This is a genomic window from Paraburkholderia franconis, from assembly GCF_009362735.1.
GTDB classification, from domain to species: domain Bacteria; phylum Pseudomonadota; class Gammaproteobacteria; order Burkholderiales; family Burkholderiaceae; genus Paraburkholderia; species Paraburkholderia franconis.
Map to the genome: position 1 here is coordinate 1 of NZ_WHNP01000077.1, position 20,971 is coordinate 20,971.

A 20,971-nucleotide genomic window follows, 5' to 3' on the forward strand; every position below is an offset into this window, starting at 1 on the left:
ACTCGCTGATCCAGCAGGGCGATGGTCGTCCCACCGTGATTGTGCTCGACAACGCGAGCGTTCACCACAGCATCGATCAGCACACGCTGGACCGCTGGTTTCTCGAACACAAGGCGCTCCTGTTCTATCTACCGCCGTACAGTCCCGAACTCAATTTGATTGAGATCGTGTGGAAGCACATGAAATACCACTGGCGGCGTTTCGTCACCTGGACAAAGGAAACCATCGACGCCGAACTCGCCGCGCTTCTATCCGGCTATGGCACCAAATTTCAAATCAATTTCTCGTGAACACTTATTCCTGATCAATAGGCATTGTTGCGCTATTTTAAAAGGCGGGGACGGAGCGTTTATCTCCGATTTAAATTGCGTCTGTGCTTTTATGCATAAGCGATATGCAAGTTGAGACCTCATTTTCCGGCATTTTATTTAGTCATTTGTCATAGCCGGAATGAGCCGGAAATTACTTTTGACGGACACCCGTTTTCGCCGGTTTATTGCGCATTTTCTCATTCGCCTTTGCATGCGCCGGAGACATTTTTCGAGTTTTGTTCGCGCAATCGGGACGCATTCAAGCGTGCAGTTCCGATGGCTCGAGAAAGAAGTCCTTGTTGTTCGCGAGCCGACCGATCATGAAGTCGATGAACGTTCTCACGCGCAACGGCTGCTCCGTGCGATGCCGGTAGTAGATGTAGATGGATTCGCGCTGCGTCATATGTTGCGTGAGCAATGGCACGAGCCGTCCGCCGCGAATGTGCGGGGCAGCCGAAAAGCTGCCTAGCTGGCCTATCGCGAGACCTGCGAGAACGGCTTCCGTTTCCGCGTCGATATCGTTCGCGCACAGCGTCGCGGCAATCTCGCGGTAGACGATCTCGCTGCCGATCAGGAACTCCCACGGCGCCTGCTTGCCCGTGTTCGCGCGGCGATAACCCGTGCAGCGATGCGCGTCGAGTTCGTCGACGGACTTCGGCGTGCCGTGCCGTTCGAGATAGGCGGGCGACGCGCAGACGATCAACTGAATGGGAAGCAGACGCCGCGCGATCGCACCGCCCGAAGGAGGCGATCCGCCACGAAAGCCGACATCCGCGCGATCGGCGACGAGATCGGTGAAGTGATCGTCGAAGCGGACGTCCAGTTGCACGTCCGGATAAAGCGCCGCGAATTCGAGGATCGAAGGCCACAGCACCGCGTGTCCCAACGCTTTCGGCGCGCTCACGCGCAACGGCCCCGCGACTTCCTCTTTCGAGCGGCGGGCGTCGTCGATGGCCGACGACAGCATCGCGAGCGCGGGCTCCACGTTTTGCAGCAGCCGTTGTCCTTCTTCCGTCAGGCTCAGCTTGCGCGTCGTCCGATGAAACAGCCGGACGCCCAGCGCCTTTTCCAGTTGCATCACCGCGTGACTGGCCGCTTGCGGCGAGATGCCCTGATCGACGGCCGCCTTGCGCAAATTCCCCAGCGTCGCGGCGCGGACGAAAATCGAAATCGCGCGGACCTCGTTCATCGGCAGCTCCGATTCGCAAATAAAAGTTGATTATCAGTCTAGCAATATGCGGCTAGTTTGTGCGAATCGGACGTCCTATCCTTCGTTTCACTTTCACCACAAACGTAGGAGCAGATCATGAACAACGTCACGAAACAGCAGTTCAAGCGCGTCTGGTTCATCACGGGCGCATCGCGCGGCCTCGGCGCACTGATCGCGCAGGCTGCGCTGGCCGATGGCAATGCCGTCGTCGCAGCGGGGCGCAAGGTCGGCGCGATCGTCGAACGTCTCGGCGAATCTGCTGCGCTGTTGCCCGTCGCGCTCGACGTGACCGACGAGGCGCAAGCGAAAGCAGCCGTCGCGGCGGCCGTCGAGAAGTTCGGCCGCATCGATGTGCTGGTCAACAATGCCGGGTTCGGCCTGCTTGCGGCCGTCGAGGAATCGAGCGACGCCGACGTGCGCCGCATGTACGACACCAACGTCTTTGGTCTGCTGAATGTGACACGCGCCGTGCTGCCCGTGATGCGCAAGCAGCGCTCGGGGCATGTGATCAACATGTCGTCGATTGGCGGTTATCGCGCGGCAGCGGGATTCGGCGTGTATAGCTCGACGAAGTTCGCCGTCGAAGGCATCACGGAATCGCTGCACGCCGAGCTGAAGCCGCTGGGCATTCACGCGACCGTCGTCGAGCCGGGCTATTTCCGCACGGATTTCCTCGATGCGTCGTCGCTCGTGGTAGGCAAGGACATCATCGATGACTATGACGACACGTCGGGCAACGTGCGCCGCTTTGCTGTCGGGATGAACCATAACCAGCCCGGCGATCCGGAGAAACTGGCGACCGCGCTCGTCACGCTGGCCGACGCGCAAACGCCGCCGCTGCGCCTGCCGCTCGGCACGGACACGCTGAAGGCCATCGCGGACAAGAACGCGTATGTGACGGCGGAAACCGAGGCGTGGAAGGCGTTGTCGCAATCGACCGATTTCGCGGTCTGAGTTGCGATCGGTCGTTCATGGACCGGTGATCGATCGACAAACTGCCAGGACGCAAATAAATCGAACGGCGCCCGCTGCGAAAGCAGGGGCGCCGTTGCGTTTGCGTTGCTGCGCCGATCGCGTAATCGGCGCTGTCCGCGTTACTTCGGCGGCGGCAGCGAAGGATCGAGCATGGCCGAACCCTTGACCAATTGATCCGTCATCGCGGCGGCGACCGGGTTCGTATGCCTTGATGTGACCGGCTGGTCCGTTGTCGCGGCGCGGCTCATTGCGGCGCGGGTGGCGGTCGTGTCCGGCGGCGGCAACGCGGGATCGGCCTTCGCCGAGTCACGCACCGGCTGACCCGTCGTCCCGATGGTGGGCGGATTCGATTGATACGGCGCGCGCACCTCCGTGTTCGAACGAAGCGCGGACATGTCCGGCGCCGGCAGCGAAGGATCGAGCTTGGCCGATTCCCGGACCAGCTGCTCCGTTTCCGGCGTCGCGCCCTGGAGCATCATCACGCGTCGCTCCAGATCATCGCGTTCACGCTGCGCACGCGGTGCGGGTGACACCTTCACGCGCGACGAATCCCGCGCATTGACCGAGGCGACCGCCGTAGACGGTGCCGGCTTTGGTTGTGCAGCGGGTTTCGGCGCAGGCGCGGCTTGCGCAGCAGGGGCAGCGGGTTGCGGCGCAGCCATTGCTTGTGCGGCGGGCGCGGCGGGCTGCGGCGCGGGCGCAACTTGCGGAGCCGGTGCAGCAGGTTGCGGCTGAGTCAGCGCTTGCACGGTAGGCTCGGCGGGCTGCCGCGGAGCTGTCATTTGCGCGGCAGGCGCAGCAGGCTGTGGCTGAATCATCGCTTGCGCGGCAGGCGCGGCGGACTGCGATTGAGCCATCGCTTGCGCGGCAGGCGGAGCCGATTCCGGCGCGGCCTTCTTTGGCGCGGGCGCAGGAGCAGGCGCAGCCGGTTGCTGTGCAACCGAAGGCGGGATCGAAGCCCCCTTCGTGATCGCACCGGACGTTTGCGACGAATCGATACTGCCTTCCGTCACCTGATTGTCGCCGACGCGGGAATTGGCGCTCGGAGCCTGCAAGGAGGAGTCATCCATGCCGGCTCGCGCTTCATCCGCTGCGCGGTGATCTGCCTGGAGCAGCATCATGTACGACGTGCCTGCCGCGCCGACGAGAAGCCCTCCGAGGATCATCAAAACTTTACTGGTATTCATCATACGTGCGATCGTTCAGCGACGAGAGCAGCCATCATAGACGACTGCCCGCGCCTATCATCAGACGAAAGCCAGCTATTGGCGGACCTGATGAGGTTGGAACAGACGAGCGAAATCGGAAGAACGAAACCTTCTCAAAAGGGCGTTGACGGCACGCACGCAACACCGCGAGCCAGTCGAAGCCTCCCGATTATCGAACGCTTCGGTTTAGTTTACATGTCGACGAAGCGCGCCGCTCGACGCGCATTTGTCCGATCAATCCCACGCAGTGGGGTCGGACAGTCCCAGCCGACGCATGCCGTGACGCATGAACCAGTGCCGGACGGCACTGAGCTTGCGCGGCAAGCCCGGCATCCGGTTTCCTTCGATGCGCGCTTTCGCGCATGACGTCGCATACTCGATCGCCTCTTCCTCGGAAGAAAAGTAGCCGAGGATTCCAAAGGCCTTGCGCCGTCCGCTTGGACCCGTGACAAATACGCTGGCCGCGTAGCCGCGAACGCCGACGGACGCTAGTGGAATGATGAGATGGCGACGGTAATGCACGGCGTGCCTGTCCATGATCATGCTCCACTGGGTTTTGCCCTGGTCACATGGTACACGCTGCGAAACTATGGCGGCAATTCGATTGCGGCTATGCAATGAACGGTTGGCGGAGATTGCCTGCTTTTCCGCCGACTTCGACGGGGCGCGCGGCGCTTGCCGCACGTCCCTTTTTTTGTGCTCTATGGCTTGATGCGCTGCGACAGGCGCAGCCGTTCAGCGGTCGTTAGCGGTCGTGCGCGAGCGGCTCGCCGAGCACGAACGCGCCGCCCTGGAAGCGCTGCGCCGGGTCGTCCCGTTCGGCCGTCGGCGCGGTCACGGGGAAACGTTCGGCGAATTGCACCGAGCTGTCGCGCGGACGAAAGCCGAGGAAGCCGGCCTTCGTGTTGTCCCACCACTTGACGGGATTGTCGGATGCGCCGTAGACGACCACATGGCCGACGCGATTTGTGAACAGCGAGCAGCTCACCAGTTCGATGAAGTCTCGATAGCTCAGATACGTGACGAGCATGCGCGAATTCTTCGGCTCTTCGAACGACGAGCCGATGCGCACGCACACCGTCTCGATGCCGAAGCGGTCGTAGTAGTAGCGCGACAGCGATTCGCCGAAGCACTTCGACACGCCGTACAGGCTGTCGGGACGATGCGGCGAATCGGCGTCGAGCACTTCGGTGACGGGATGAAAGCCGATCGTGTGATTCGAACTGGCGAACACGATGCGCTTCACGCCATGCTTGCGCGCCGCTTCGTACAGGTTGTACGTGCCGCGGATATTCGCTTCGAGCAGATCGTCGAACGGCGCATCGATCGAAATACCGCCGAGATGCACGATCGCATCGACGCCTTCGACCATATGCATCACGGCTTCGCGGTCCGCGAGATCGACGACGCTCGTTTCTTCGTGCGCGGCCGCATCGCCGGGCGGGACGATGTCGGTCACGTGCACGATGTCGGCCCAATCGGCCAGGGCGCCGCGCAACTGACGGCCAAGATTGCCGGCCGCGCCCGTCAGCAGCAGACGACGGAATGGCTTGCGCCGCGCAGCAGATGATTCGTTCATGGGTGTTCCTTCGAGTTAAAATGAGGAAAACGTTTTCCAACTATAAGGTCGACTGCGATGGCACGTCAATCGCGGATTCACAAGCCGAAAACGGAAGCGCGGCATGTCCCGCGTATGCGTTTTCTGCGACAATCACCTCACGGAAAAGAAAACGTTACCCTTCGCATGAAAAAAGTTTCCCCGACGATTCGTGATGTGGCTGTCGAGGCCGGCGTATCCGTTGCCACGGTGTCGAAATTCATGAACGGCGCGCAACGGTTTTCTCCCGCTGTCGAAGCGAGGCTCAAGGAAGCGATCGAGCGGCTCGGCTATCGTTCGAATCCGCTTGCGCGCTCGATGATTACGGGGCGCACGCGCACCATCGGGCTCGCGATCCTCGATATCAGCAATCCGCACTTCACGAACGTCGTGAAGGGCGCGAACCGCATCGCGCTCCAGCACGACTACACGCTGCTGCTCGTCGATACCGAAGAGAACCAGGCGCGCGAGCGTTCGCTGATCGAAGCGCTCGCGCAGCGCGTCGACGGGCTCATCGTCAGTTCGCGGATGCCCGACGAAGAGTCGCAGTGGATGCTCGATCTCAACAAGCCACTCGTGCTCCTGCGGCGCAGCCCGAGCCTGCCGATTCCGAGCGTCGGCATCGACAACCGGCTCTCGACGTACATGCTCGCGCGGCATCTGCTGAATCTCGGACACCGGCGCATCGCCTATCTCGGCTTTGGCCAGGCCCGCATCAACGACGAGCGCATACGCGGCGCGCGCGAATGTCTCGATGAAGCGGGGCTCACGCTGGACGTGCACGACGCTCATGCGCCGACTGCGAAGGCAGGCGAGCAGGCATGCTCGCGCGTGATGCTCGGGCCGCAGCGGCCGCAGGCGGTGATCTGCTACAACGACCTGATCGCGCTCGGGTTCATGAAAGAGGCGGCGTCGCTGGGTTTCAAGCTGCCGCGCGACGTATCGGTGACGGGCATCGACAACGTGCCTTACGGCGAATACGCGGCGCCCGCGCTGACCACCATCGACATTCAAAGCGAGAAGATGGGCGAACTGGCGATGCAGAAACTGATCGACGGACTCGCTGGCCGATCCGATACGGAGCATTCGATGTTCGAGCCTCGGCTGATCGTGCGCGAGTCGACGGCAGCGTGCGGCTGACGTCGGACTCGCGCGCTTTGCGCCGGCATGCGAGTCGCGCGAAGCAGCGCGGCGTGCACGCGATGCAAGCCTTGCACGCTCAGGCATCGAGCTTCGCGGGCGCCATGCGCGGCGTCAGTGCGTGCATGATTGCGAGCGCAAGCAGATAAGCCAGCGCGCCGATCGCGAACAGCACCCAGTAGTGGCCCGTGCGTTGCAGGACCTGGCCGATCACTTCCGAGAACAGCACGCCGCCGACCGACCCCGCCATTCCGCCGATACCCACCACGGCGCCGAGCGCGCGGCGCGGAAAGAGATCGGATGCCGTCGTGAACAGATTCGCCGACCAGCCCTGATGCGCGGCCGCAGCAAGGCCGACGATGCCTACGGCGACCCACAGGTTGTCCGCTTGCGACACGAACGCGATGGGCAGCACGCAGCACGCGCAGATCAGCATGGCCGTCTTGCGCGCGGCGTTCACGGTCCAGCCCTTGCGCAGCAGCGTCGACGAGATCCAGCCGCCGCCGATGCTGCCGACCGTCGTGATCGCATAGATCACGACGAGGGGCAGGCCGATGTGCTGCATGTCCATGCCGCGCGACTCGTTGAGCCACTTCGGCAGCCAGAACAGATAGAACCACCAGACGGGATCGGTCAGAAACTTGCCGATCAGGAACGCCCACGTCTCGCGCTTCTTGATCAGTTCGCCCCAGCCGGGAGCGCGGGTGCTCGCGTTGCGGGCGTCGAGCGCTTCGACTTCGTCGCGTGGTTCGTCGAAGGCTTCGTCTTGCGCGCTGCGGTCGGCGGGGCGATAGATCGCGAGCCACACGGCCAGCCACACGATGCCGATCGCGCCGATGATGATGAACGCCGCGCGCCAGCCGTAGATCACCGCAATGGCCGGAATGATCGCGGGCGCGAACACCGCGCCGATGTTCGCGCCCGAGTTGAAGATGCCCGTCGCGAGCGCGCGTTCGCGGCGCGGAAACCATTCGGCCGTGGTCTTGATCGCGGACGGAAAGTTGCCGCCTTCGCCGATGCCGAGCAGCGCGCGCACGGCCGCGAAGCCCATCACCGAGCCGACGGCCGCGTGCAGCATCGCGGCGACGCTCCACACGAGCATCGCGCCCGCATACGACAGGCGCGTGCCGAGCCAGTCGACGACGCGTCCGAAGCACAGCAGGCCGATCGCATAGAAGGCGGAAAACGCGATCACGATGCGGCCGTATTGCACCTGCGTCCAGCCGATTTCATGCTGGAGCACGGGCGCGAGCAGACCGAGGATCTGCCGGTCCATGTAGTTGATGACGGTCGCGAAGAAGAGGAGCGCACAGACGGTCCAGCGGAAGCGGCTGGCGACGCGCACGACGCCGACGACGGCAGATTGCATGTATGTCTCCGTTCGCGGCGTCGCTCGTCGCGCCGCGTCTTTTTCATGGCCGGCGACGAGCACCGGGACGGAACGCATCGCGCGGCGGGGCGTGCCGCGCGGGCGTGTTTTCGTCTCGTTTGGAAAACGTTTTTCTAAGAATAGAGGGTTTGGCGCCGCCTGGCTAGTAAGTATTTTCCGCTATGCTGTGCACACGAGGGTACGGCGTTACCAGTTATTTGGGTTGCGCAAGTTAATCGTTTTCTTGAGACTGCGCGATGCATCACCTGTCGCGTACTTGCCGTACGGCGCGCGCTTCAATCGCGAGCGTGCGTCACGGCCAGCTGCAACACGTTTTCGAGTTCGGGCAAGCCGACGGGTTTGGTCAGATGCAGATCGAAGCCCGCGGCCTCGGTTTTCGCGCGGTCTTCGCTCGTGCCGAGCCCCGTCATCGCCGCGATGATCGTGCCCGGCGCCGCAAGCGCCTTGCGGATATGCGGCAGCGCTTCGAAGCCCGTCATCTTCGGCATCGACAAATCGAGCAGCACGAGATTGGGTTGCAGCGTCTGCGCGCATTCGATGGCGGCCTCGCCGTCATAGACGGCGTGCGCTTCGTGACCCAGCACCTCGACGAGCGTCGCCATGCTGTCGGCGGAATCGATGTTGTCGTCGACCACCATCACCTTCAGATCGGCGTGCTGCGCAGGCGCCGGCTTGTCATCATGTGTGCGTTCGTCGGTGACGGTCTGCGTGTATTCGGGCAGCCATACGGTGAACGCGCTGCCCTTGCCGCGTCCTTCACTGTGCGCTTCGATATGTCCGCCATGCAGATCGACGATCGCGCGCGCAAGCGTCAGGCCGATGCCGAGCCCGCTCTTGTCCGCCTGTTCTTCCGTCGGCGTTTCCTGCACGAAGAGATTGAAGATCGCGTCGATCGCGTCGGGATCGATGCCGCGCCCCGAGTCCTCGACACGGATCGCGACGAGGCGGCCCGAGCGGAACACCTGCATGCCGATCGACGCCCCCTCCGGACTGAACTTCGACGCATTGTTCAACAGGTTCTGCGCCACCTGGACCATGCGCGTGAGATCGCCTTCGATGTACATCGGCGCATCGGGCAGCGATACGTTGAGCGTCTGCCCGCGCGCCGCGAGAAGCGGCGCGCTGCCTTCGATGCTCAGCTGCGCGATGGCCTGCATCGACACCGGCTTCGGCTCGATCTGCACGCGTCCCAGCGTGACACGTCCCGCGTCGAGCAGATCGTCGACGAGCCGCGTGAGATGCGACAGTTGCCGGTCGATCAATTCGTGCTCGGGCACGAACGCGCGATGATCCGCCGACTTCAATTGCAGCATGCTGACCGCGTTGCGCAGCGGCGCGAGCGGATTGCGCAACTCGTGTCCGAGCAGCGCGAGGAACTGGCTCATTCGCTGGCTCGATGCTTCGAGTTCTTCGAGCCGGCGGCGGCGCGACATGTCGCGCGTGATCTTCGCGAAACCTTGCAGCGTACCGTTCGGATCGCGCAGCGCCGTCGTGATGATGTTCGCCCAGAAGATCGTCCCGTTCTTGCGCACGCGCCACTCTTCCACTTCGATGCGGCCTTCGCGCGTGGCAAGCTCCAGGTCGCGCTGCGGCCTGCCTGCGGCTACGTCTTCGGGCGTGTAGAGCAAGGCCGCCGGTTCGCCCACCACTTCATGCGACTGATAGCCCATCACCTGCGTCGAGCCCGCGCTCCACGTCGTGATATGGCCTTGCGCGTCGAGCATCGTGATCGCGTAGTCCTTGATCGCGTCGACGAGCACGCGAAAACGCTTGTCGAGTTCGCGCGCGTTGAAGCGCTCGGTGACGTCGCGCACGAAATATGCAAGCTCGGCGCGGCCGTCGAACTGCACGGGACACATCGACACTTCAGCCGGAAACTCCGAGCCGTCGATGCGGCGCGCGACAAGCTCAGTGCGGCTGCGGCTCGCGTGGCCGCTCGAATCCTTGCTCGCGTTCTTGTCCGCAGCGCTTCCCGAGGCGCTTTCCATGCCGTGCTCCGGTGCAAGCTTGAACACGTCGAGCGCGGCGTAGTGCGTTTTGCAGCGCGCCGGAAACAGCGTGTCGAGTATCGCGCGCCCCATCACCGCATCGCGTGCATAGCCGAACGTGCGCGTCGCGGCGTCGTTCCAGTCGATGATGATGCCGTCCGTGTCGGTGCACACGAATGCGTCGTGCGTCGTATCGAGCACGAGCCGACGGCGCAGCAGCGACGCTTCGAGCTTGCTGTCCGCGGCTTCGCGCAGACTGATTTCGGTGCGCAGCCGCGCGATCGTGATCGCGTTCTGTTCGATGAGCGCGCGGTTCTCCGCGAACACGCGCTGATGCGCCATGCCCGATGCGACCAGCGACGTGATGCGTTCCAGCGTTTCGACGTCGTCGGCGCAAAATCCGTCGCGTCTGCTCGACATCAGTTTGACGACGCCTGCCACTTCGGCCTGATAGAGCAGCGGCGCGACCACCATCGACATCGCGCCGACACGCTCGCACGCCTGCGCATCGACGCGCGGATCGTTCGACGTATCGCTGCTGTACAAAAGATGTTTTTCGCGTGAGCACAAGCCCGACAGGCTGCCGTCGCGCTTCAGGCGCAGCCCGACGTGATGCGCGATCGTGCCGCTGCACGCGCGATACACCATCTCGTCGCCTTCCACCCATTCGACCACCGACGCATGCGCGGCTGGCACGAGTTCGAGCAGCGCATCGGTGACGAGGGACAGGAAGCGGTCGAGATCGAGCTTCGCGGCGGCGATACGCGAGTGCGCGTCGATCAGCTTGCGCAGGCGCGTATTGGCCGAACGCTCGCGATTCAGTTGCGCGGCGATATCGGTAATGTCGATCTGTCGATCCTGACTGCCATTCATCGTGGGCGCCTCCGTTCGACGCCAGCGGGCGGTCGCTTGAGAGAGCGTCGCAGACACCGTTCCTGAACCGTCCGGCTTTCGCGACGCAGCTAACGGCTGCCGCAAGCATACAGTCCGACTATGCGCGATGCATGGACAAGCGAGGCGCTCTTTCGACGGTTATACACGCTGGCGCGTTTCTGCGTTTAACACTTTGTCGAACACGTCAATTGGTTGCGCGCGCCCGCATTCGACATTAACGATTATAAAAAACGAACGCCGTTCGCGCCGCGAGCTACGCAACGCGTGAAGAGGCGGTTCTGCGAGCGGGGCATGGCGCGAGTCGGGCGACTCAATGCAGCAAATAGCGGCCACAGCAGAAGCGCTGTCGGCGTGCATGGAAAACAGAGTAAGGCACGAGACGGGAGTGCTTCGCGATGAACTGACTGGACCATATGGGCCTTCGATGTCTATCTCGCTCTCTTCGCAGCGCTCAGATTTAGTAGTAGCGCTCAGGTCGAAATAGCGCTCACGATCGATGTCGGCGATCAGGCCAGGCTGCGTTGGATTCCAATCGAGTTGTGCGCGCATTTGCTCGCTCGACGTCGGCATATCGAGTGACGCGAACGGCGTGAACCATCCAAAGTGGCCGGCTGCTTCTTCCGCCGACAACGCGACCACGGGCACGTTCAATCGACGGCCGATCACGCCAAGGCGTTGGTCACGCGATACGCGAACGGTGACGGCCGATAGCGCGACTAGACGGGAAACCCGTCAGCGAAACGCTCGCGCAGATAGCCGACAAAGAGACCGACGGCGCGCGGAACGTGCGATGCATACGGCCGCAAGATGTAGAGCTGTTCCGCGAACGCGCCCGTCACGCGCCAGTCGGGAAGCACGACGACCAGCTTGCCCGCCTGCACGGCCGCCTGAGCCGTGAAATCGGGCACCAGCGCAATGCCGAGACCTTCGATTGCGGCATCGCGCAACGTTTCACTGTTGTTTGCCGAAAACTGCCCGGTGACGGGCAGCGTGACTAGTTGCGCTGCTTTTTTTCGCGCGGTCTTGCGCTCGAAGGACCACATCGGCTCTCCCGTCGAACGCGGGTAAAACAGGCAATCGTGAGCAGCCAGGTCTTCGGGAGTCTTCGGCATGTCGCGTTTGCGCAGATAGGCACGCGTCGCGACGATCACCGAATGCGTGTCGCAGAGTTTCCAGGCCACGTGCGTATCGGGTGGTTCTGCGCTGTGGCGTATCGCAAGGTCGAAGCCCTCGGTTGCAAGCGAGACGAGCCTGTCGGACACCTCGAGCTGAACGCGCACCTCGGGATTGGCCTGCAGAAACTCCGGGAGTTTCGGCACGAGCTGCTGCCGCGCGAAGGCGACGGGCGCCGTGACGCGCACCAGTCCGCGTGGCACGCCCGACAGTTCGCGGACCTGCGCGAAGCTGGCGGCGATCTGCGCATACTGGCTGCGCGTGCTGTCGACGAGTTGCTGGCCCGCTTCCGTCAGGCGGACGCTGCGCGTCGTGCGCTGCACGAGCGAGATGCCTGCTGCGCGCTCCAGCTCGGCGATGCGCTGGCTCATCGCCGCCTTGCTGACGCCGAGACGCGCGGCGGCCGCCGTGTAGGTGCCTTGTTCGGCGAGCATTGTAAGCCAATGCAGATGCGTCCAGAGCTCCTCGATATTTTGCGTATCCATACACCGATTGTTCACCATAGAAAACATTGATTTCAATGGTAGCGTCTTTCCAGTGGCGGCGCTGCTTCATACACTGCTTCTGACGCCAATCACGAAGGAGCCGACATGCAAGCCTATATCGACAGCGCAGACGTGGGACATTTCATCCACGGCGAACGAGTCAACGGAACGGGAACGCGCAGCCAACCCGTCTTCAACCCGGCGACGGGCGCGCGAGCCCGCGAGCTGCTGCTGGGCGGGGCAGCCGATGTCGAAGCCGCCGTCGCGAGCGCGAAGGCCGCCTTTTCGAAGTGGCGCGATATGCCGCCCATCCGCCGCGCGCGCGTCATGCTGCGCTTCCTCGAATTGATGAACCGGCATCGCGACGAACTGGCGGCCATCATCACGGCCGAGCACGGCAAGGTGTTCTCCGATGCGCAAGGCGAAGTGTCGCGCGGCATCGACGTGATCGAGTTCGCGTGCGGCATTCCGCAACTGCTCAAAGGGGATTACACGGAGCAGGTCTCGACGGGCATCGACAACTGGACGACGCGGCAGCCGCTCGGCGTCGTTGCGGGGATCACGCCGTTCAACTTCCCATGCATGGTGCCGTGCTGGATGTTCCCCGTTGCGATCGCGGCGGGCAATTCGTTCGTTCTGAAGCCGAGCGAGCGCGATCCGTCGGCATCGCTTTTCATGGCCGGTTTGCTGAAGCAGGCGGGATTGCCCGACGGCGTATTCAACGTGGTGCAGGGCGACAAGGTCGTCGTCGATGCGTTGCTCACGCATCCGGACGTGAAGGCCGTGAGCTTCGTCGGCTCGACGCCCATCGCGAACTATATCTACGAGACGGGCGCGAAGCACGGCAAGCGCGTGCAGGCGCTCGGCGGCGCGAAGAATCACATGGTCGTGATGCCGGACGCCGATCTCGACAAGACCATCGACGCACTGGTCGGCGCGGCGTACGGCTCCGCTGGCGAGCGCTGCATGGCGATTTCGGTGGCGCTTCTCGTCGGCGATGTGGCCGACAAGATCATCCCGAAGCTCGCGGAACGTGCGCGCAACCTGATCGTCAGGAACGGCATGGAAGCGGATGCGGAAATGGGCCCGATCGTCACGCGGCAGGCGCTGGAGCGGATCGAAGGCTATATCGCCGAGGGCGTGAAGGAAGGCGCGACGCTCGTCGTCGATGGGCGCGGCCTGAAAGTGCAAGGCCACGAAGACGGCTTCTTTACAGGCGGCACGCTCTTCGACAACGTCACGCCCGACATGCGCATCTACAAGGAAGAAATCTTCGGGCCGGTGCTCGCGTGCGTGCGCGTGAAGGACTTCACGGAAGCCGTCGAGCTGATCAACGCGCACGAGTTCGGCAACGGTGTCGCGTGCTTCACGCGCGATGGCCACATTGCGCGCGAATTCGGCCGCCGGATCGAGGTCGGCATGGTCGGCATCAACGTGCCGATTCCCGTGCCGATGGCCTGGCACGGCTTCGGCGGCTGGAAGCGCAGCCTGTTCGGCGACACGCACGCGTATGGCGAAGAAGGCGTGCGCTTTTATACGAAGCAGAAGTCGATCATGCAGCGTTGGCCCGAGAGCATCGAGAAGGGCGCTGAGTTCGCAATGCCGACCGCGAAGTAACGCGAGATCCGATCTTGAGTGTGGTGCGGCCCTCCACAAGGGCCGCCATGCCTATGGTTTCATCTGATATCTGATGTTAGAGAGGATCAGGCAATGAAACGCGAATCTCTCAACTTCCACAATATCGATGACCACTATGGCGTCCGCTTTCGCGACGCCGCGCTCGTCACTGGAAGGTCGACGAGCGCGGCCTATAGTGTTGCAAGGCTCGCGCATTCCTGCAGAAGAGGAACGCTTTCGCGCTGCGATTCCTTCGGCGGAAGCAGGGTAGTTTCGGCTAACATGCGTCCGACACATCACACTCACCACGCCCGGAGATATCAGCATGTCGGCATCGCGTTCACTCGATCTCACCGCATTTGCGCGCTACCCACTGATTGAAGGGCCGACGCCCATCCAGCATCTGAGCCGTTTGAGCAAGGCGCTGGGCGACGTCGATATCTACGTGAAGCGCGACGATCTCATGGGGCTCGGCGGCGGAGGCAACAAGCTCAGGAAACTCGAGTTCCTCATCGGTGAAGCGATCGCGCAGGGCGCGGATACGATCGTCACGGTTGGAGCGCGCCAATCGAATCACGCGCGGCTCACGGCGGCCGCGGCGGCGAAAGCCGGTCTTGCCTGCGAGCTGGTTCTGACGCGCACGGTGCCGCGCTATGACAACGACTACCTGGACAATGGCAACATCCTGCTCGATACGCTGCTGGGCGCTCGCATACACGATTTGCCGGGCAATGCCGACGCGATGGCATTTGCGACGACACGCGCCGACGAGCTGCGCCAGGCCGGCCACAACGTGTATCTCGCTCCGCTCGGTGGTTCGTCGGCGACGGGATGCCTCGGCTACGCGGCGTGTGCCGCGGAGATCCTCGCGCAAGCGCACGACGCGCATCTCACCTTCGAACGCATCGTATTGCCCAATGGCAGCGGCGGTACGCAGGCTGGCGTTGTCGCGGGCATGGCGGCGATGGGCGAAGACCCGACCCGTGTACTCGCGTACAACGTACTGGCGACGCGAGAGAACACTTTGTCCAATACGCAAGTAAAGGCGGCCGAAACCTTTGCGCTGCTGCGGCCCGGCGTGGCGTTGCCGGAAGGAAGCGTCATCGTCGAGGACGGGCAGCGTGGCGAAGGCTATGGCATACCCACCAATGCGATGCGCGAAGCCGTGCGGCTGTTGGCGAGCGTCGAAGGTCTGCTGCTCGATCCCGTGTACAGCGGGAAGGCGTTCGCCGGCCTTCTGCAGAGCATCCGAGGCCATGCATTTGCGCCGCGCTCGAAAGTTCTGTTCCTGATGACAGGCGGTCTGCCTGGGCTATACGCATATCGCAGCGCGTTTTAACTACACGTTTGAAACGAGACCGCCGTCAGGCGTTATCCGTTCTGCTCGCCACGGATAACGCCCGGCTTTCGTCAGTCCGCTTTAGCCAGTTGTTCCCGAATGGCGGCTTCCGTCTTCTCGTAGTCGCCTTCGCCAAAGTGGCTATAGACCACGCCTCCCTTCTTGTCGATCAGATAGAACGCCGGCCAATATTGATTGCCGTACGCGTTCCATGTTGCGTACTGGTTGTCCTGCGCGACAGGGTAGTGCAAGCCATATTTAGCGATCGCCGCGCTGACCTTTTTCGTGTCGCGCTCGAACGGGTACTCGGGCGTGTGGACACCGACTACCACGAGACCCTGGTTCTTGTACTTCTGATGCCAGCTCTCGACCTGAGGCAGCGTATGGATGCAGTTGATGCACGTATAAGTCCAGAAGTCGACCAGCACGACTTTGCCGTGCAACTGCTGCATCGTAAGCGGCTCGCTATTGAGCCATTTGTCGATGCCGGTGAATTCCGGTGCCGGTTTGTTCTGTTCGACGGGCATGGTCGTCGCGGCGCCGCTGTTGGCGACCGTCGCGCCCAAAGCGGCGATAGCGGCCAATGCGGCAAAGATAGTCACGGTCTTGAGTCGGGTGAGCATGTCGGCGTCCTTTAGTGAAAGACAAGCGGGAAGGAATGACCGTATTGAAGCGACTGTGCGTATCGGGGCTGTGTCGGACTGTCGGGCGTTTGCATCGCTATGTATCAGAGGCGGCGCGCGATACATTGGGACACAATTGACCGCGCCGATTGGGCTATAAAACAGACGTTGACAAACGATAGAGAAAAACATGAAACGTCTGTTGGCTATCTTCTTCTTGCTTGCAGGTGGACTCGCTGTCGAAATCGCGCACCCCATTCAGTGCTCGCTGATCAGCGCGAGCCGGCCTTTCGAGAAGCGCCGTAAATTGCAGATGTAGTTAGATCGAACGATCGTGGCCGCGCAGCGTTTTGTATCTCTACGTATAGGCGACACAGGCGGATACCAACCGCTGCAATACGGATTCATGCCGGACACAAAGCAGATACTTCCACCGGTTTAACTATCTACACGTCAGGGATCGCTACTGGTTGAAGTCTGAAATCGATGGCGATCCGCTACTTGTGAATCAATCCATTTCGTGAGGTAGAAACCATGAAACTCCGCTCGCTTGCTATTGCCGCCGTTATCGCTCTTCCCGCTGTTTCGTTCGCTCAATCGAATCAACCTGTCACGCGTGCCGAAGTGCGCGCTCAACTCGTCGAATTGCAAAAGGCCGGCTACAACCCGGCGAGCGACCAGACGCAATATCCGCAGAACATCCAGGCTGCTCTCGCGCGTATCGATGCACAGCGTAATGCCGTGGCGAACTCCTATGGCGCGCCTGCGGATACGGCATCGGCGTCGGGATCGCCTGCGAACGCGAAAGAGATCATCGGGCTCGGTCCGGTTTACGCCCACCCTTGATCGACATGTGCCGATGCGTCGAAGCAGGGCTTGCACGCAGAGGGCAAGCGAGGTATCTGCCGGGCAGATAGCCGTATTCAAACCCTTCACTTGATCTTCCGGATGACGGGTGCGACATTGAGCCATCAGTTCTTCATGAGACTTTCGGCCAATGAGCACCCTCACCACTGCGCAACGTATAGGCAAATTTGCCCACGAAGCGCGCTTCTCCGATCTCACGCCGCAGGCGCGTCAGGTGTTCAAGCGCAACATCCTCGACAGCCTCGGCTGCGCAATTGCCGCACTGCCGGGCCCGCCGTTCAAGGCGCTCAGAGAACAGTTCGACGAGTATCGCGGCGGCGGCACATGCACGCTAATAGGCGGCGGCACGACCTCGCCGGATCAGGCCGCGCTATACAACGCGGGTCTCGTACGATACGTGGATCTGCTCGACAGCTATATGTCGCCCGGCGGGCTTTGTCATCCGAGCGACAACTTCGGCGCGATACTCGCGGCAGCCGAGCACGCATCGGCGAGCGGCGAGGATTTCATGCTCGCACTGGCGGTTGCATACGAGATCGGATGCCGCATCACCGCGATCGTCCCCGTGATGGCGAAGGGCTTCAATCACGCGATTCAACTCGCGATTTCGTCGGCGGCAGGGGCGGGCAAGCTGTTCGGCCTGAACGCCGATCAGATCGCCCATGCGATCGCGATCGCAACCGTCGACAACATCTCGCTTTCGTGCGTGCATTCCGAGCCCGTGTCGCAATGGAAGGGATTTTCTCCGGGCATCACGGGCATGCGGGCCGTCTACTCGGCGTCGCTGGCCAAACGCGGCTTGACGGGCCCGCTTCGCCTGTTCGAAGGCCCCAATGGGCTCGTGCGCATGTTCGATCAGCCGCTCGATATCGACTGGGACGACAAGCGGCTCGACGTCGTGCATCAGACGATCATGAAGAAGTACTGCTCGCTGATTCACGGTCAGCCCGTGCTTGAAGCGACATTGGAACTGAAGCGCAAACATGGCCTGACGAGCGGCGATGTAGAAGAAGTGGTCTGCGACATCTTCCAGACGGGATACGACATCGCGGGCGGCGGAGGCTTCGGTGCAAAAGACGACCCGCAAACGAAAGAGCAGGCCGACTACAACCTCAAGTATCTGATCGCTGCGGCGCTGCTCGACGATCAGGTCGGGCCTGCGCAACTCGAACCGGCGCGTATCCAGGCCACCGATGCGCAAGCGTTGTTGAAGAGGGTGGCGGTACGTCCCGACGCGGAGTTTTCCGCTCAATATCCGCACGCCTTGAACACGCGCATAACGATCAAATGCCGCAATGGACGCGCGTATTCGAAAGAACATGTGGGCTTCGAAGGCGGACTCGATAATCCATTGACGTGGGAACGCACGGTCGACAAGTTCAACTGGTTGAGCGAGCAATACGCAGATGAAGCGCTTCGAGGCCAGATCATCGATCTGGTGTCAACGCTGGAAACGCACTCCGTCGCGGAGTTGATGCAACTCCTCGCGAAGGTGAGTCAAGAAGCAGGATTCCGGGCAAAGCACCCCGGCATTCAATAGTCGATTCAGGTATTCAGGAGATTCGAATGGCCCTTATTTCGTGCGATATGCGGTACGGCAGAACAGACGAACAGAAACGCCGGCTGGCAGCGGGCCTGCTGCGCGTAGTCAGCGAGGCAACAGGCGAGACGAGGAACGACATCTTCATCGTCTTTCGCGAAGGCAGAGGCATCAACTTCGTCGAGCACGGCGAGCATCTTCCCGAGTACGTCGAAGGCGCGGTGAACGACAAAGATCTGATTAGCCGACTCAAATAATCGTTGCAGGAGACAGGAGAACCATTGTGCCTTTTATCGAATGCCATATCACACAGGGCTTGACGCTCGCGCGTCGCGAGCAGCTCATTCGCGACATCATCCAGGTGACGCACGACTCGATCGGCTCGGACCCGAAGATCATCAACGTGATCCTGCATGAACATCCGCCCGCCAATATCAGTGTGTCGAGCCGTATCAATGGAGAGGACTTCAGAGAAGAGGCGACAGGCTAATTGCATGCGTGTCACGCGCGGCAGCACGTTTACTCCGCCAGTGCGCATTCAGGCTTTGGTGTACGATGAGGTCCACCTTACGTTGCCGTTTGCGGCGAACGGTCCTGTCGATCTCATAGAGGTGCACAGCATGGATGTTGCCGACCTCAAGGTGTTCGAGGCGGTTGCCCGTCACGGCAGCATGAACCGGGCGGCCGCAGAGCTTCATACGGTCCAGTCCAATGTAACGGCGCGAATCCGCTCTCTCGAACGGGAAATCGGTGTCGCGCTGTTTCATCGTCATGTGCGCGGTGTCAGCCTCACGCCCGCCGGGCAACGGATGCTGCCGTACGCCGCGCGCATGACGAAGCTGCTTGCTGATGCAAAGCTCGCCGCGCTCGACGACGGACCGCCTTCGGGCACGCTTGCATTAGGCACGCTGGAGACCACGGCGGCGCTCAGGCTATCGCCCATATTGAGTAATTTCGCGCGCGTTTATCCGCAAGTCCGGTTGTCGCTGACGACAGGCACGAGTTGCAGCCTCACGGAAGACGTCGCGGAATGCAGGCTCGACGGCGCATTCGTTGCAGGGCCTGTCGATCATCCGGATCTGCATGCCGAGACGATCTTCGAAGAAGAACTCGTGCTGGTGACGCCACGCACGGTGCGCTCGGTCGATGCATTACCCGCCGTCAAGGATCTCAAGACAATCGTGTTCCGGCTCGGTTGCTCGTATCGTCAGCGGCTCGAAGCGCTGCTCGCGGAAATGGGCATCGTCACCGCGACACCGCTCGAATTCGGTTCGCTGGATGCGATCATCGCGTGTGTCGCGGCCGGCATAGGCATTACGCTGCTGCCTCGCGGCGTCGTCACGCGCGCAGCCGAGCAGGACATCGTCGCGATCCATCCTGTCGCCGCGAGCACGGAACGCGTCTCGACGCTCTTTATTCGCCGACACGATGCTTATGTATCGAGCGCCATGCACGCATTCGTCGAGGTGGCGCGTTCGGGGCTCGGGCCCGTTGTGATGGCCGCCGCTTAGGCTGCTTGCGCGTGGGTATCGATGAGCCTGGTGCGCCGGCTGCCGCTATTGCGGCGAAAGAACTCCGTGCAAAGGTCGACGAATGTTCTGAATCGCGCGGGAAGCAGTTCTCGATACGAGTAGAACAAGCAGATCTCGACTTCGCTATCCGACAGCGAACAGCCGGGCAGAACGGCAATGAGCTTGCCCTTCGCAAGATCTTCACGCGCCATCGCTTCGGGTAGCTCCGCGATGCCGGCGCCCGCGAGTGCCGCCGCGCGCAGCAGCACATCATTGCCATCCATCGACGAGGCGGGAATCACTTGCACCGGCTCGCCGTCTTCGATCATCTGCACATAGTTCGAGTTTTGCTGCCGCGACTGCGAAGGCAGTAGCAGAAAGTGCGCAGTGAGATCGGCTGCACAACCAGGCGTGCCGTATCGGGTGAGGTAATCGGGCGATGCCGCGAGCATCCGTGGCGACCTGAACAATGTCCGCCTGATCACGGCCGACTGCTCGACCTGATGCGGCGGAAGCATCGCCATGTCGAACTGTCCGTCATAGAGATTGACGGCACCTTCGTGTATCGACACGACGAGATTCACGTTGGGCGCAATCGCACGATAGCCGGCGAGAAAGTGCGAGAACATCTCGCCGATCAGCGTCGGATGAACGGCGAGGCGCAACTTGCCGCTGTCCACTTCGCGCTCGCGAGTAATGCGGCGATTGGCTTCGTCGAGTTCTTCGAGCAGACGGCAGCAGCTTACGTAATACGATTGCGCCTCTTCTGTGAGCGTGACGGATCGTGTCGTGCGATGAAGCACGCGGGTCTGGATCGACGCTTCGAGCTTTGCAATGGCCTTTGAAATGGACCCCGTCGTGACGCCGAGCGACGCGGCCGCCTTGCTGAAGCTCTGATGCTGCGCCGCCGTGACGAATGCTCTCAACATGTAAAGCTGGTCCATGTCCAATCCCGGTTCCATTGCTGCTTCACAGCACCGCCATTACTTTAGCAACGGATTCCGGCGAGAACGCGCGGTTTGTTTTGATAGGGGTATCACCGCGAGAGATAGCTAACGGACCGAGCGGTTTCGCTGAAGAATGGAACACGAATGCGGCCGCTA

At 61.9% G+C, this 20,971-nt stretch carries 20 protein-coding genes and 1 pseudogene; 11 read left to right on the plus strand and 10 right to left on the minus strand.

Going from position 1 to position 20,971, the window contains the following annotated elements; translation table 11 throughout:
- On the plus strand, positions 1-290 hold a 290-nt coding region (locus GCT13_RS39515; protein WP_152761409.1), incomplete at its 5' end, for a transposase.
- A gap of 280 nt (positions 291-570) precedes the next feature.
- Here GCT13_RS39515 and GCT13_RS39520 read toward each other — a convergent pair.
- On the minus strand, positions 571-1,500 hold the full coding sequence (locus tag GCT13_RS39520; RefSeq protein WP_152767347.1) for a LysR family transcriptional regulator: 930 nt from the start codon (positions 1,498-1,500) through the stop codon (positions 571-573).
- 117 nt (positions 1,501-1,617) lie between these two features.
- On the opposite strand from GCT13_RS39520, the gene GCT13_RS39525 reads away from it, so the two are divergent.
- Complete coding sequence (locus GCT13_RS39525) at positions 1,618-2,475, plus strand: oxidoreductase (RefSeq protein WP_152767348.1); 858 nt, start codon at positions 1,618-1,620, stop codon at positions 2,473-2,475.
- 140 nt (positions 2,476-2,615) lie between these two features.
- Here GCT13_RS39525 and GCT13_RS39530 read toward each other — a convergent pair whose 3' ends face one another.
- The 3 genes from GCT13_RS39530 to GCT13_RS39540 form a co-directional block, all read right to left on the minus strand.
- A complete protein-coding gene (locus GCT13_RS39530) occupies positions 2,616-3,686 on the minus strand; it encodes a hypothetical protein (protein WP_152767349.1) in 1,071 nt (356 codons plus the stop codon).
- 252 nt (positions 3,687-3,938) lie between these two features.
- Positions 3,939-4,241: a hypothetical protein gene (locus tag GCT13_RS39535; RefSeq protein WP_152767350.1), complete on the minus strand. Its 303-nt coding sequence runs from the start codon at positions 4,239-4,241 to the stop codon at positions 3,939-3,941.
- Between the two features lie 208 nt (positions 4,242-4,449).
- Entirely contained in the window at positions 4,450-5,283 is an 834-nt protein-coding gene (locus GCT13_RS39540; protein ID WP_152767351.1) for an NAD-dependent epimerase/dehydratase family protein, read from the minus strand.
- A 114-nt stretch (positions 5,284-5,397) separates the two neighbouring features.
- Between GCT13_RS39540 and GCT13_RS39545 the strand changes: the two genes are divergently transcribed.
- The gene (locus GCT13_RS39545; protein WP_152767369.1) at positions 5,398-6,441 is read left to right on the plus strand and encodes a LacI family DNA-binding transcriptional regulator; all 1,044 of its coding nucleotides are present in this window, start codon (positions 5,398-5,400) and stop codon (positions 6,439-6,441) included.
- A 79-nt stretch (positions 6,442-6,520) separates the two neighbouring features.
- Here the strand turns inward: GCT13_RS39545 and GCT13_RS39550 are convergent, their stop codons facing one another.
- From GCT13_RS39550 to GCT13_RS39565, 4 genes and pseudogenes are all read right to left on the minus strand, one after another.
- Positions 6,521-7,810 carry an MFS transporter gene (locus GCT13_RS39550; RefSeq protein ID WP_152767352.1) on the minus strand — a complete coding sequence of 430 codons (1,290 nt, stop codon included), beginning with the start codon at positions 7,808-7,810 and terminating at the stop codon, positions 6,521-6,523.
- Between the two features lie 296 nt (positions 7,811-8,106).
- Positions 8,107-10,692 carry a PAS domain S-box protein gene (locus GCT13_RS39555; RefSeq protein WP_152767353.1) on the minus strand — a complete coding sequence of 862 codons (2,586 nt, stop codon included), beginning with the start codon at positions 10,690-10,692 and terminating at the stop codon, positions 8,107-8,109.
- Positions 10,693-11,187: 495 nt separating this feature from the next.
- Positions 11,188-11,379: pseudogene (locus GCT13_RS39560) on the minus strand (3-beta hydroxysteroid dehydrogenase); the annotation flags it as partial.
- 50 nt (positions 11,380-11,429) lie between these two features.
- The gene (locus GCT13_RS39565; RefSeq protein ID WP_152767354.1) at positions 11,430-12,371 is read right to left on the minus strand and encodes a LysR family transcriptional regulator; all 942 of its coding nucleotides are present in this window, start codon (positions 12,369-12,371) and stop codon (positions 11,430-11,432) included.
- 105 nt (positions 12,372-12,476) lie between these two features.
- Here GCT13_RS39565 and GCT13_RS39570 point away from each other — a divergent pair, with 105 nt between their 5' ends.
- Positions 12,477-13,988 carry a CoA-acylating methylmalonate-semialdehyde dehydrogenase gene (locus GCT13_RS39570; RefSeq protein ID WP_152767355.1) on the plus strand — a complete coding sequence of 504 codons (1,512 nt, stop codon included), beginning with the start codon at positions 12,477-12,479 and terminating at the stop codon, positions 13,986-13,988.
- Positions 13,989-14,313: 325 nt separating this feature from the next.
- The gene (locus GCT13_RS39575; protein ID WP_152767356.1) at positions 14,314-15,327 is read left to right on the plus strand and encodes a D-cysteine desulfhydrase family protein; all 1,014 of its coding nucleotides are present in this window, start codon (positions 14,314-14,316) and stop codon (positions 15,325-15,327) included.
- A 71-nt stretch (positions 15,328-15,398) separates the two neighbouring features.
- On the opposite strand, the gene GCT13_RS39580 is transcribed toward GCT13_RS39575, so the two are convergent.
- Positions 15,399-15,950 (minus strand): thioredoxin family protein, encoded by a 552-nt coding sequence (locus tag GCT13_RS39580; protein WP_152767357.1) that lies wholly within the window; start codon positions 15,948-15,950, stop codon positions 15,399-15,401.
- 190 nt (positions 15,951-16,140) lie between these two features.
- Here GCT13_RS39580 and GCT13_RS50695 point away from each other — a divergent pair, with 190 nt between their 5' ends.
- The 6 genes from GCT13_RS50695 (at position 16,141) to GCT13_RS39605 (ending at position 19,868) form a co-directional block, all read left to right on the plus strand.
- Positions 16,141-16,269, plus strand: a complete 129-nt coding sequence (locus tag GCT13_RS50695) for a hypothetical protein (protein ID WP_265335332.1) — start codon at positions 16,141-16,143, stop codon at positions 16,267-16,269.
- Positions 16,270-16,484: 215 nt separating this feature from the next.
- Positions 16,485-16,796, plus strand: coding sequence for a DUF4148 domain-containing protein (locus GCT13_RS39585; protein WP_152767358.1), 312 nt, complete (start codon positions 16,485-16,487; stop codon positions 16,794-16,796).
- A 151-nt stretch (positions 16,797-16,947) separates the two neighbouring features.
- On the plus strand, positions 16,948-18,357 hold the full coding sequence (locus tag GCT13_RS39590; protein WP_152767359.1) for an MmgE/PrpD family protein: 1,410 nt from the start codon (positions 16,948-16,950) through the stop codon (positions 18,355-18,357).
- Between the two features lie 26 nt (positions 18,358-18,383).
- On the plus strand, positions 18,384-18,614 hold the full coding sequence (locus tag GCT13_RS39595; RefSeq protein ID WP_152767360.1) for a tautomerase family protein: 231 nt from the start codon (positions 18,384-18,386) through the stop codon (positions 18,612-18,614).
- Positions 18,615-18,640: 26 nt separating this feature from the next.
- Positions 18,641-18,847 (plus strand): tautomerase family protein, encoded by a 207-nt coding sequence (locus tag GCT13_RS39600; RefSeq protein ID WP_321574917.1) that lies wholly within the window; start codon positions 18,641-18,643, stop codon positions 18,845-18,847.
- Between the two features lie 130 nt (positions 18,848-18,977).
- Complete coding sequence (locus GCT13_RS39605; RefSeq protein WP_152767361.1) at positions 18,978-19,868, plus strand: LysR family transcriptional regulator; 891 nt, start codon at positions 18,978-18,980, stop codon at positions 19,866-19,868.
- Here GCT13_RS39605 and GCT13_RS39610 read toward each other — a convergent pair.
- On the minus strand, positions 19,865-20,812 hold the full coding sequence (locus tag GCT13_RS39610; protein ID WP_152767362.1) for a LysR family transcriptional regulator: 948 nt from the start codon (positions 20,810-20,812) through the stop codon (positions 19,865-19,867). The genes GCT13_RS39605 and GCT13_RS39610 overlap by 4 nt on opposite strands.
- Between the last annotated feature and the right edge of the window lie 159 nt (positions 20,813-20,971).